Source organism: Microbacterium sp. AR7-10, from assembly GCF_001878835.1.
Classification (GTDB): domain Bacteria; phylum Actinomycetota; class Actinomycetes; order Actinomycetales; family Microbacteriaceae; genus Microbacterium; species Microbacterium commune.
Genome location: NZ_MJIR01000102.1, coordinates 20736 through 32869, shown reverse-complemented (window position 1 = coordinate 32869; position 12134 = coordinate 20736). Strand labels below are relative to the sequence as shown.

At 67.4% G+C, this 12134-nt stretch carries 12 protein-coding genes and 1 tRNA gene; 12 read left to right on the top strand and 1 reads right to left on the bottom strand.

Features of this window, described 5'->3' with window-relative positions:
* Positions 1 to 53: 53 nt before the first annotated feature.
* The 3 genes from BFN01_RS13520 to BFN01_RS13510 all read left to right on the top strand — a co-directional run bounded on the left by BFN01_RS13520 (position 54) and on the right by BFN01_RS13510 (position 1945).
* Positions 54 to 145: transfer RNA gene (locus tag BFN01_RS13520), tRNA-Ser, on the top strand.
* Positions 146 to 189: 44 nt separating this feature from the next.
* A complete protein-coding gene (locus BFN01_RS13515) occupies positions 190 to 948 on the top strand; it encodes an NAD-dependent epimerase/dehydratase family protein (RefSeq protein ID WP_083428831.1) in 759 nt (252 codons plus the stop codon).
* Positions 949 to 958: 10 nt separating this feature from the next.
* A complete protein-coding gene (locus BFN01_RS13510) occupies positions 959 to 1945 on the top strand; it encodes an aldo/keto reductase (protein WP_071644860.1) in 987 nt (328 codons plus the stop codon).
* Positions 1946 to 1981: 36 nt separating this feature from the next.
* Here the strand turns inward: BFN01_RS13510 and BFN01_RS13505 are convergent, their stop codons facing one another.
* Entirely contained in the window at positions 1982 to 3136 is a 1155-nt protein-coding gene (locus tag BFN01_RS13505) for an ROK family transcriptional regulator (protein ID WP_071644859.1), read from the bottom strand.
* A 209-nt stretch (positions 3137 to 3345) separates the two neighbouring features.
* Between BFN01_RS13505 and BFN01_RS13500 the strand changes: the two genes are divergently transcribed.
* From BFN01_RS13500 to BFN01_RS13460, 9 genes are all read left to right on the top strand, one after another.
* Positions 3346 to 4629, top strand: a complete 1284-nt coding sequence (locus BFN01_RS13500) for an extracellular solute-binding protein (protein ID WP_143187255.1) — start codon at positions 3346 to 3348, stop codon at positions 4627 to 4629.
* Positions 4630 to 4726: 97 nt separating this feature from the next.
* On the top strand, positions 4727 to 5641 hold the full coding sequence (locus tag BFN01_RS13495; RefSeq protein WP_218161824.1) for a carbohydrate ABC transporter permease: 915 nt from the start codon (positions 4727 to 4729) through the stop codon (positions 5639 to 5641).
* Positions 5641 to 6555, top strand: coding sequence for a carbohydrate ABC transporter permease (locus tag BFN01_RS13490; RefSeq protein ID WP_071644857.1), 915 nt, complete (start codon positions 5641 to 5643; stop codon positions 6553 to 6555). Before BFN01_RS13495 ends, BFN01_RS13490 begins: the two co-directional genes overlap by 1 nt.
* Entirely contained in the window at positions 6552 to 7778 is a 1227-nt protein-coding gene (locus BFN01_RS13485) for a family 20 glycosylhydrolase (RefSeq protein ID WP_083428822.1), read from the top strand. The genes BFN01_RS13490 and BFN01_RS13485 overlap by 4 nt, the downstream gene beginning before the upstream one ends.
* Positions 7775 to 9250 (top strand): sulfatase, encoded by a 1476-nt coding sequence (locus tag BFN01_RS13480; protein ID WP_071644856.1) that lies wholly within the window; start codon positions 7775 to 7777, stop codon positions 9248 to 9250. Before BFN01_RS13485 ends, BFN01_RS13480 begins: the two co-directional genes overlap by 4 nt.
* A gap of 2 nt (positions 9251 to 9252) precedes the next feature.
* The gene (locus BFN01_RS13475) at positions 9253 to 9483 is read left to right on the top strand and encodes a multidrug transporter (RefSeq protein ID WP_071644855.1); all 231 of its coding nucleotides are present in this window, start codon (positions 9253 to 9255) and stop codon (positions 9481 to 9483) included.
* Between the two features lie 95 nt (positions 9484 to 9578).
* Positions 9579 to 11198 (top strand): sodium-dependent transporter, encoded by a 1620-nt coding sequence (locus BFN01_RS13470; protein WP_071644854.1) that lies wholly within the window; start codon positions 9579 to 9581, stop codon positions 11196 to 11198.
* A complete protein-coding gene (locus tag BFN01_RS13465; protein ID WP_071644853.1) occupies positions 11195 to 11329 on the top strand; it encodes a methionine/alanine import family NSS transporter small subunit in 135 nt (44 codons plus the stop codon). Before BFN01_RS13470 ends, BFN01_RS13465 begins: the two co-directional genes overlap by 4 nt.
* A gap of 99 nt (positions 11330 to 11428) precedes the next feature.
* Positions 11429 to 12088 (top strand): GntR family transcriptional regulator, encoded by a 660-nt coding sequence (locus BFN01_RS13460; RefSeq protein ID WP_071644852.1) that lies wholly within the window; start codon positions 11429 to 11431, stop codon positions 12086 to 12088.
* The last annotated feature ends 46 nt before the right edge of the window (positions 12089 to 12134 follow it).

Below are 12134 nucleotides of genomic sequence, written 5' to 3'. Positions count from 1 at the left end.
GTGAGAACGGGTATGCTTGCAAGGCGCATCCGGTCTTCTTCGTTCGGATGCCTGGAGACGTCGCATAGTCAGGCCTAGTGCACCACCCTGCTAAGGTGGAGTCCTCGCAAGGGGACCGAGGGTTCAAATCCCTCCGTCTCCGCCAATCGAAACCGCGCCCCGCACTCGCTCCTCGGTAGAGTGCACCGCATGACTGCGTTGAAGGTGCTGTTCATCGGCAAGTACGTCTTCATCAGCTCGGCATCCGCCTATCAGAAGCCGGTGGCGCACCTGCCGATGACGGAGTCGACCCCACTTCGCAATCCGCGCTGGCAGTACTCGCGCCACAAGATCGCGTGTGAAGAGCTGCTGACCCGGGCGTATCGCGATCGCGACTTCCCTGTGACGGTGCTGCGTCCCTCGCACACCTACGACAAGTGGACGATCCCGGCGTTCGGCGGGTGGACGGCAATCGATCGGCTCCGCCGGGGCGAGGAGATCGTCGTCCACGGCGACGGTACGTCCCTGTGGACCCTCACCCACTCCACCGACTTCGCCGTCGGGTTCGTCGGGCTCATCGGCAACCCGCTCGCCTACGGGGACACGTTCCAGATCACGAGCGACTTCGTCTACACGTGGAACGAGATCTACTCGATCCTCGCGCGGGCCGCCGGCGGGGAACCACGGCTGCGGCATGCACCGACCACCGAGATCGAGCGGCTCGCTCCGGAGCGGGCGGGGCAGCTGAGCGGCGACATGGCTCACTCCGTCGTCTTCGACAACACCAAGATCCGCCGTCTCGTACCGGATTTCTCGCCTTCCGTGGCCCTCCATCATGCGGCGCGCGAGATCATCGAGTGGCATGACGGGCATCCCGAACTGCAGCGCGTCGATCCTGATCTGGACGCCCTGTTCGCCGAGCTCCTGTCACACAGCCGCGGCGGCGCCGACGGTGCGGCCACGCCCTAAGCTCGATCGCATGCAGCATCGCACTCTGGGTCGCACTGGTCGCGACGTCTCCGCCATCGGTCTCGGCACATGGCAGCTCGGCGCCGACTGGGGCGAGGTGAGTGAAGCGGATGCCCGAGCCGTACTCGACGCGAGCGCCGCAGCCGGCGTCACCTTCTTCGACACCGCCGATGTGTACGGCGACGGGCGCAGCGAGTCGCTGATCGGGGCGTGGCGGCGCGATAACCCAGATGCCCCGCTCACGGTCGCCACCAAGATGGGCCGCCGCGTGGAGCAGGTGCCGGCGAACTACGTGCTCGAAAACTTCCGCGACTGGACCGACCGCAGCCGGCGCAACCTCCGTGTCGACACGCTCGATCTCGTGCAGCTGCACTGCCCGCCGACCGCGGTCTACTCTGACGACGCCGTGTTCGACGCGCTCGACACGCTGGTCGAGGAACAGGCGATCGCCGCCTATGGCGTGAGCGTCGAGACGACCGCCGAGGCGCTCGACGCCATCGCGCGACCTGGCGTCGCCACCGTGCAGATCATCCTCAACGCATTCCGTCTGAAGCCGCTCGACGAGGTCCTTCCCGCAGCCATCGAGGCCGGGGTGGGCATCATCGCCCGCGTGCCGTTGGCGAGCGGGCTTCTCTCGGGACGCTACTCCCACGACACGGAGTTCGCCGCGAACGATCACCGGAGCTTCAACCGGAACGGCGAGGCCTTCGACCAGGGGGAGACGTTCTCGGGCGTCGACTACGACCAGGGCGTGGAAGCCGCGCAGGAGTTCTCCGCGCTTGCCGCGGGAGCAGGCCTCGCTCCGGCAACGGCGGCTCTCGCGTGGGTCTCCCAGCTTCCGGGCGTCTCGTCCGTGATCCCCGGTGCGCGCAGCACCGCGCAGGCGGAATCGAACGCGGCCGCGGGGTCGGTGCCCGAGCTCGGTGCGGATTTCACTGCGGCTGTGCGGGGTCTCTACGATCGCCGGTTCCGGGCGCAAGTCCACCCCCGGTGGTGACCGAGACGTCCTGAGCCCTTGCGACAGGCGCGGGCGTCAGACGTTCGTCGCCTCCGCCACCACGTCGTCGATCGCCCGAAGCGACTCGATCCCTGCTCGGGCGCTGGCCGTGTGGTCGTAGCCGAGCTCGGCCAGATGCACGGCCACGTTGCGAGCCACGAGCGGCAGCGCGTGGTCTCGAAGCAGCTCGGTGACCACATCGGCGAAGCCGGGCAGCGCGCGCGGGATCTCGCCGCTGAGCACCACGATCTCGGGGTCGATCATGTGGCAGACGTTGATCAGGACGCGCCCCAGGATCTTGGCGGCTCGCAGGCTGATCGCCATGACCGCCGGGTCGCCCTCGTGCGCGAGAGCGACGAATTCCTCCCAGTCCGTCACGCGGCCGGTCCCGGTGCTGGAATCGCGCAGCATCGCCGGGATCGACGCGTACTGCATCAGGCATCCGGAGTTGCCGCACGTGCACAGCGGCCCGTTCCAGTCGTAGACGGTGTGCCCGAGCTCGCCGGACCCGCCTCTGGCGCCGGTCTGGATCTGCCCTTTGATCATGTGCCCTGCGGTCACGCCGTAGCTGACGTCGACGTACAGCACGTTGTCATGGCCGCGGCCGGCCCCCCACAGGTACTCCGCAAGCCCCTCGAGGCGGGCGGAGTTCTCGGTGTGCACCGACACCGCGAAGCGCTCCGTGAAGTAGCGCTTGGGATTCACGCCGTACCAGCGGCTCGAGGCGCGCTGCGCGTAGACCTCTCCGGAGCGAGCGTCCATCTGCGTGTCGACGGCGAGATGAAGAGCCCGGAGATCGCCAGGGGTCAGCTCGCGCTCGGCCAGCAGCCGCCCGAGGAGGTCGGCACCCGCAGCGAGGCGGTCGGTGGCGGAGACCTCTGCCAGCTGGCCGAGTGTGAAGCTCTTTAACACTGTTCCGTCGAGCGTCGCGACCGTCGCCGTGCAGGTGTCGACGAGGAACATGACGGAGGCGAGCACGCCCAGCTTCGGTGTGGTGCCGATCAGATTCTTCAGCGCCCCCGGTTCCGGGTCGGTCTCCTCGATGAGCCCGTCGGCGCTCAGCCGGTTGGTGAGGTTCGTCACCGTAGCGCGGGATACCCCCAGGGCTCTCGCAAGATCGGCGCGGTACGCGGGGCCGTCGGCGACGAGGGTGCGCAGCAGTCGCTGCGCGTTGGGGGTCAGTGCGGTCACGCGAGGTCACTCCTTCGGCCTGGGTGGAGCGCCCGCGGCGGTGTGCCACGGCGCTCGCACCTGCGGACCAGTCTAATACTGTTCAGAATCTTGACACTTTCGATTTCGGCGTGCATTCTTTAGGTCGGCTCACAATCTCAACGCCGAGACCCTACACAGCGCTCCACGCGGCAGTGAGCTTCACGGAGCACGATTCCATCGGAGGGATCATGAACTTTCGCAGAATCCTGGCAGGCGCCGCAGCAGCGTCAGCCGTCCTCGCCCTCACCGCGTGCAGCTCAGACGCCGGAGATGCCGACGCCACCGCCACCGACGAAGCCGAAGCAGGCACCGTTCGCATGTGGGTGATGGAGGGCTCGCTCTCCGAGGAGTCCCAGCAGTACCTCGCCGACGAGTTCGCCGAGGAGAACCCCGGCAGCGAGCTGAAGATCGAGGTTCAGCAGTGGGACGGCATCGTCTCCAAGCTGCAGACCTCGTTGGCGTCGAAGAACGAAAGCCCGGATCTCGTCGAGATCGGCAACACGCAGACCACCACCTTCACCACGGTGGGCGCCTTCGCCGACGTCACCGACATGAAGAAGGCCCTCGGCGGCGACGACCTGATCGATTCGTTCGTCGACGCATCCACCGTCGACGGCAAGATCTACGCCTACCCGTTCTACGCCGGCGCCCGTGGCGTGTACTACCGCACCGACCTGTTCGAGAAGGCGGGCATCGAGGTGCCGCAGACCATCGACGACTTCACCGACGCCGTCATCGACCTGCAGGCGAAGAACCCCGACGCGGTCGACGACTTCTCGGGCATGTACCTCGCCGCCGTCGACCCGCACGGGGTGGAGTCGTACCTCTTCGCCCAGGGCTTCGAGTACGCCAAGAAGGACGGCGACACGTGGGTCGGTCAGGCCTCGTCGAAGACGTCGCTCGCCGCGCTCGAGAACCTGCAGGAGCTTTTCCAGAGCGGCACCACCTACGGCCTGGACTCGCAGGCCGGCCAGAAGTCGTTCGAGCGCTACTTCAACGAGAACAAGACCGGCGTGCTGATCGGCACCGGCAACATCGGCACCAAGATCGACCAGGCGCTGTGGGACGAGGACAAGGTGGGCGTGTTCGCCATCCCGTCCGACGAGCCCGGCGTGCCCGGTGCCACCTTCGCGGGCGGCTCGAACATCGGTCTGGCGACCAACTCCCAGAACCCCGCTCTGGCCAAGAAGGCGCTGGAGACGATCTTCGGCGAGGGCTTCCAGGCGCGCCTCGCCGAAGAGGGATGGGTGCCGGGCAACACCGCGTACGGAGACGCCGTCTCGGGCCCCTTCGGTGAGATCGCCGGCGAGATCGTCGCGAACTCCAAGCTGACCCCGAACAGCCCGGAATGGGGTGTCGCCTTCGGCAGCACCCAGCTCAACGAGTTCTTCACGCGGATCGCCAAGGGCGAAGACGTCGCCGCCGTCGCCAAGGCGTTCGACGAGCAGCTCGACACCGCGCTGAACAAGTGACGACCGCTCCGCGAACCGAGGCGCACGCAAGAAGATGACACAGACGACAGACCGGCCCACTCGCGCGTCGAAGCGACGCTCGCTGTGGAGCCAGCCCATGAGCCGCACGGTGCGCACCACGCGCCGCGGACTCGCGCCCTGGATGCTGCTCGCCCCCGCGAGCGTCATGGTCCTGGTCGCTCTCGGATACCCCCTCGTCCGTCAGCTGATCATGTCGTTCCAGCACTTCGGGCTGGAACAGCAGTTCGGCCGACCCGCCGAGTGGGCCGGCCTGTCCAATTACCAGACCATCCTCACCGACCCCTACTTCTGGAGCGTGTTCCTGAAGTCGGTGCTGTTCTGCGCGGTGACCGCCGGTATGACGATGCTGCTGGGCATCGCCTTCGCCGTGCTCATGCTGCGCCTGAACACCCTCGTCCGGGCCATCTTCAACACCACGCTCATCGTCGTGTGGGCCATGCCGGCTCTCGCGTCGCTGACGGTGTGGCAGTGGCTGGTCGACCCGCGCTCGGGCCTGCTGAACTACTTCCTCACGTCGATCGGGCTGGACGGCTTCAAGAACTTCCACTGGCTGGGTGAGAACTTCTGGACGTTCTACCTGATCGCCTCGGCCGTCATCGTCTGGGCATCCCTGCCGCTCGTGGCGATCACGATCTACGCCGCGCTCGCGCAGGTGCCGGGCGACGTGCTGGAGGCGGCGGAGATCGACGGCGCCTCCAGCTTCCAGCAGATCCGGCGCATCATGCTCCCGATGATCGCCCCCGTCATCTCGCTCATCGGGGTGCTGCAGGTGATCTGGGATCTGCGCGTCTTCACGCAGATCTACGTGCTGCAGCAGGCCGGCGGCATCGCCAGCGAGACGAACCTGCTGGGCACCTACGTGTACGAGACCGGCATCGCCAAGGGTGACTACGGCGTGGCATCCGCGCTGGCCATGGTCATCCTCCTGCTCACCCTGATCCTCACCGGCCGCTATCTGCAGATGCTCTACCGCCAGGGAGGCATGGACTGATGACCACCCCGCAGCTCCTCACCACGCAGGATGTCGCCGCCACCGCACACGCCGAGGCCAGGAGGTCTCACCGCGCAGCCAAGCGCAAGGAGTTCTTCTCCCACCCCCTCGCCAACATCGGCGGCGTCCTGCTCGCCCTGCTCTGGCTGATCCCCGTGTACTGGATGGTCAACTCCGCCTTCCAATCCGAATCCGAGCTGATGTCCTGGCCGCCGCACCTTCTGCCGCAGCAGTTCACCTGGGACAACTTCTTCACCGCGTTCACGAACAAGAACTTCTGGCCGGCGCTCGGCGCCTCGCTCACCGCAGGAGTCCTGACCGTCGTCTTCGCATCCGGAGGTGCGCTGCTGGCATCCTTCGCCCTCTCTCGATTCCGCTTCCGCGGCCGCACCATCATGATCATCGCGATTCTCGTGGTGCAGATGATCCCCGCCGAGGCCCTGTTCATCTCCCAGTACCGGATGCTCGACGGCTGGGGACTGCTGAACTCCGTGCTCGGACTGTCGATCCTCTACATCGGCACGATCGTGCCGTTCATCGCCTGGATGATGCGCGGCTTCGTCGACGGTGTGCCCATCGAACTCGAGGAGGCGGCGATGGTCGACGGATGCTCACGCGTCGGTGCCTTCTGCCGGGTCACCCTGCCGCTGCTGGTGCCAGGGATCATCTCCACGTCGGTGTTCGGGTTCCTGTTCGCCTGGAACGAGTACACCCTCGCTCTGATCGTCTTGTCGAAGGACTCCTCGGTCACCCTCCCGATCTGGCTGCAGTCGTTCCAGCAGGGGCTCAAGGCCACCGACTGGGGCGGCGTGATGGCCGGTGCCACCCTGATCGCCGTACCCGTGATCATCATCTTCGTCCTGGTGCAGAACAAGATCTCCAAGGGCATGGTCGCCGGGGCGGTCAAGGGATGAGCCTGCATGATCTGCCCGAGGTCGACGTAGGCCCCGTCACCGGGCGCTCCGCCCGCGCCGAGTGGCGCGGACTGCTGATCGACTCGGCGCGCACCTGCTACCCGGTGGCCGTCATCACGCGCGTCATCGAACTCGCCGCCCGGTACGGCTTCAACCGTCTGCACTGGCACCTCACCGACGATCAGGGCTGGCGTTTCGAGGTGCCCGAGTACCCGATGCTCACGGCCGAGGGGGCTTTCCTGCCGCGCGGCCGATTCGACGACTACGACTCGCTGCTCGGCGACACCCGCGAGCGCGCCGTGGCCGAGCAGGACGAGAGGTGGACGAACGGCTTCTACACCGACGCCGAGATCGCCGAGGTCGTCGCCCACGCCGCGGAGCACGGCGTGATGATCGTGCCCGAGGTCGATCTGCCCGGTCACATGATGGCGGCCGTCGGGGCATACCCGCACCTCGGCCGACCCGCGGCGGCGCCGCTGCCCGAGGGATCCATGCGCGAGCACATGTGGTGGCCCGCGCGCAACGACCTGCTGTGGCCGACCGACGAGGCGCGCGACTTCGTGACGGCGATCATGCGGCGCATCGCCGAGCTCTTCCCCGGCGACTACGTGCACATCGGCGGCGATGAGTGCGCCTTCCCGCAATGGGCATCCGATCCGGGTATCGGCGAGTGGATGCGACGGCGCGGCGTCTCGCGAGTCGAGCAGCTGCAGAGCTGGTTCATGGACGTCGCCGCCGACGTGCTGCGTGAGAACGGCAAGCGCGTCGCGGTGTGGGACGAGGCGTGCGAGATCTGGGACGATCAGGACGCGCTCGTCGTGGCCTGGGACGAGTCGCGCGGGATGCAGCGCATCGCCGCCGCCGGTCAGCGCTTCGTCTTCGCCGACGCCCGCACCCTGTACCTCAACCGCATCGACCCAGACGCCGAGTCGCCGCAGAAGGGCATGGTGCCCGGGATCTCGGTCGCCGACATCCTCACCGCGCCGTGGCCCGAGACGGCCGATCCTCGTTGCATCGGCGTGCAGGCCGGGGTCTGGTCGGAGTTCGTGCTCGACGGCGACGACCTGATGTCGATGCTCTTCCCCCGGCTGCTCGCGGTGGCCGAGCGGCTGTGGAACCCCGACCTCGACCCGGCCGACGCCGCGGCCCGTATCGCGCAGGAGCACGCTGCGCTCCACGCAGCCGGAGCGCTGCAGGTTCTCGAGAAGGAGACGCACCGATGACCACCGCACACAAGCGCCCGAACATCGTCATGATCCTCACCGACGACCACGCCAGCCACGCGATCGGGGCATACGGGTCGGTCGTCAACGAGACGCCCCGGATCGATGAGATCGCCGCGGCTGGGCGACGCATCGATCACTGCTACTGCACGAACTCGCTGTGCACACCCAGCCGGGCGAGCATCCTCACCGGCACCTACAGCCACGTCAACGGCGTGACGACTCTTCTCACGCCGATCGACGCGAGTCAGCCGACCTTCGTCTCGCTGCTGCGGGATGCCGGATACCGCACGGCCATCGTCGGGAAGTGGCACATGGGCGAGGGTGAGGGTCACGACCCCCAGGGCTTCGACTACTGGGCGGTGCTGCGGGACCAGGGCGAGTACTTCGACCCACAGATCCGCACCGAGGACGGCGTGCACATCGAGAAGGGCTACGCGACCGACATCATCACCGATCTGTCGCTGCGCTGGATCGAGTCGCTCGACGGCGACGAGCCGTGGTGTCTGCTCATCCACCACAAAGCGCCGCACCGCTCGTGGGAGCCCGATGAGGCGCACGCCGACATGTACACCGATCCCATCCCGGTGCCATCGACGTTCGATGACGACTACGCCGGGCGCTCGGCCGCGGCGAAGCATGCCACGATGCGCATCGCCGAGCACCTGACCCTGCAGGACCTCAAGGTTGCCCCGCCGGACGACCTCGCCCCGGACGAGCTGGCGCTGTGGAAGTACCAGCGCTACATGGAGGACTACCTGCGGTGCGTGGCGTCCGTCGACGACAACGTCGGCCGGGTGATCGACTTCCTGCGCGACCGAGGCGAATTCGACGACACCCTGATGGCGTACAGCTCCGACCAGGGATTCTTCCTCGGCGATCACGGCTGGTTCGACAAGCGGTTCATGTACGAGGAGTCGATCAGGATGCCGCTGCTGATCTCCTGGCCGAACCGCATCGCCCCCGGCGAGCCGATGGAGCAGATCGTCACGAACGTCGACTTCGCGCAGACCTTCCTCGACGCGGCCGGCGTCGACGCGCATGAGCGCATGCAGGGGCAGAGCTTCCTTCCGCAGCTCACCGAGCAGCCCGACAAGCCCACGCGCGACGCGTTCTACTACCGGTACTACGAGAACGACGACGAGAACCATCACGTGCTCGCGCACTACGGCATCCGGACCGAGCGCTACAAGCTCATCTACTTCTACAGCGACGGGATGGGGCTTCCCGGATCGTCTCCGTTCACCTACGTGCCGGAGTGGGAGCTGTACGACATGCACACCGACCCCGACGAGCTGGTCAACGTGTACCACCACGCCGACTACCACGAGGTCCGCGAGCAGCTGAAGGTGCAGCTCGGGGAGCTGCAGGCCTCACTCGGTGACGAGCCGCACCCCGCCCAGCCTCTACCACTCACGCCGTCGCCCGGCCAGGGCCTCCCCGTGGCCGCCGCCGGGCAGTCATCATCCTGAACATGTCCGACAACACCCGCGAACCAGAAGACATGACCCGCGAGCAGAAGCTGCGCGACCAGTTCCTGCGCGCCGAGCACTCCACCGAAGCCGACGCCGCACCGCGCATCGAGGTGACCGAGCACGACGGGAACGTGCGGATCGACGTGGCCGACACCGCCGCGGTGCGCCCCGGCCCGGGCCCCGGCGTCGAGGGTGCGGACGGCGAGGGCCGCGACGACCCGGCCCGCTGACGTCCTGCGCTGCGCGCGGACCGGGTCCCGGCATCCATCCGCGCATCCCGGCACTCGTCACGTCGTCTCGGCGGCCGCTCCGGTAGCCTCGGAGTATGGCGAATGCAACGACGCAGACCAAGAAGCGCGAGGCCTTCGGCTCGCGCAACGTCTTCATCCTGTCGGCGATCGGGTCTGCGGTCGGACTCGGCAACATCTGGCGCTTCCCGTACGTCGCCTATGAGGGCGGCGGCGGCGCGTTCCTCATCCCGTATCTGTGCGCGCTGCTGACCGCAGGCATTCCGCTGCTGTTCTTCGACTACGCGATCGGGCACCGCTTCCGCGGCTCCGCGCCTCTGGCGTTCCGGCGCATGAGCCGGGCAGCCGAGCCGCTGGGCTGGTGGCAGGTGCTCATCTGCGTGGTGATCGCCACCTACTACGCCGTGATCATCGCCTGGGCCGCGATGTACACCTGGTTCTCGGCGCAGATCACCTGGGGCGAGGGCAATGAGAAGGACTACTTCTTCTCCGACTTCCTCCAGATGGGCGACCTCAAGAACGGTGTCTCGCTCGACTTCGTGCCTCAGGTGGGCATCCCGCTGATCGGCGTCTGGCTCGTCGTGATCGTCATCATGGCGCTGGGCGTCAAGCGGGGCATCGGCCTGGCGAACATGATCCTCATGCCGCTGCTGACGCTCATGTTCGCCACCCTCGTGGTGCAGGCGCTGTTCCTGCCCGGCGCCATGGACGGACTCAACGCGTTCTTCACCCCGAACTGGGAGGCGCTCGCCGACCCCGGCGTCTGGGCATCCGCCTACGGGCACATCTTCTTCTCGCTGTCGGTCGCCTTCGGCATCATGGTCACCTACTCGTCGTACCTGAAGCGCAAGACCGACCTCACCGGCTCGGGCCTCGTCGTCGGCTTCGCGAACTCCGGCTTCGAGATCCTCGCGGGTATCGGCGTGTTCGCGGCTCTCGGCTTCATGGCGCAGGCGCAGAACACCGATGTCTCGGGCGTCGCGTCGTCGGGCATCGGTCTGGCGTTCATCGCCTTCCCGACGATCGTCTCGCAGGCCACGGGCGGCTCGATCTTCGGTGTGCTCTTCTTCGGCGCCCTGGTGTTCGCGGGCATCACGTCGCTCATCTCGGTGCTCGAGGTGGTCGTCGCCGCCCTGCAGGACAAGCTCGGCTGGAGCCGCGTGCGCACGACGCTCACGGTGGCGATCCCGGTGGCGCTGGCCTCGATCGCGTTCTTCTCGACCACCACCGCGCTGCAGGTGCTCGACACGACGGACGCGTTCATCAACGCCTTCGGGATCATGGCCGTGGCCCTGGTCGCGGTCATCCTGGTCGCCTGGATCCTGCGGAAGCTGCCGGTGCTGCGCGAGCACCTGAACAAGCGCTCCAGCTTCCGGCTCGGCCGGCTGTGGATGGTGCTGGTCGGGGCGCTCGCGCCGATCGTGCTCGGGTACCTGTTCGTCAGCGAGATCATCGCCAAGATCACCACGCCCTACGAGGGCTATCCGCTCTGGTTCCTGGCGATCTTCGGCTGGGGGATGGTCATCGCCCTCATCGTGTTCGCGATCATCCTGTCTCTGCTGCCGTGGAGTCGCCGTTCGCACGCGAAGGACGATCCCGAATACGACGAGTTCCTCGTCGTCGAGAACTACGAACCGGATGCCGAGACTGGGAGCATCGCCGTGGCGGATGACCGCCGGAAGGGAGCACGACCATGACCCCCACCGCCGTCGTCATGATGATCGTCGCGATGGTCACCGTGTGGGGAGGGCTCGCCCTCGCCGTCGTGAACCTGGTGCGTCACCCCGAGGCTGCGGAGGATGAGCCGGCGCCGCCGGTCGAGCTCTGACCGGTCGAGCTCTGACCGGCCGAGCTCCGCCCGGCCGACGCGGCCTGCCGAAATCCCGGAACACTGGCCGAATAGCCCGCGGGGTGGTTGAATCCGATCATGCCGTCAGCTGGAATGTCGGGCCTCGAGTCGGAGCGTGTCGCCGACGCGCTCCGGGAGGACATCGTCTCGGGACGGCGTCCGCCGGGCTCCCGATTGGTCGAGCGCGACATCGCCGCTGAGCTGCAGGTGTCACGGCTGCCGGTGCGCGAGGCGATCAAGGCGCTGGTCGCCGACGGGATCGTCGTGGCTCGACCGCGCAGCTGGGCGACGGTGCGCGAGTTCTCCCCGCACGACCTGCAGGGATTCTTCGAGGTGCGCGAGGCGCTCGAGACGCTTTCGTTCGTGCTCGCCGCACAGCGCGTCGACGAAGCCGGCATCGCGCTGCTTGAGTCGCTCGTCGCGCAGGAGGCGGCCGCTGCGGCGCTCGGCGACGTCGAGACGGCCCGCAAGGCCTCGACCGCGTTCCACATGGCCGTCGTCCGACTGTCGCAGAACGCGATGCTCCTGGAGCTGGCGAGCTCCCTGGTCACCCGGCTGCGCTGGCTGTTCGGTCAGCACGGCGATCTCGCCGAGATGGCATCCACGCACCGCGAGATCCTCGACGCGATCCGCGCGCGGGATCTGGACGTGCTGCGCCGCCTGGTTCCCGAGCATCTGGCCGAAGGGCGTGCGGCAGCCCACGAGCGTCTTTTCGGGGCATCCGCGCCGCGCCCGTGAACCCACCCCACCGCTGTCGGTGGGGTGCCGGTACGCTCGATTCGGG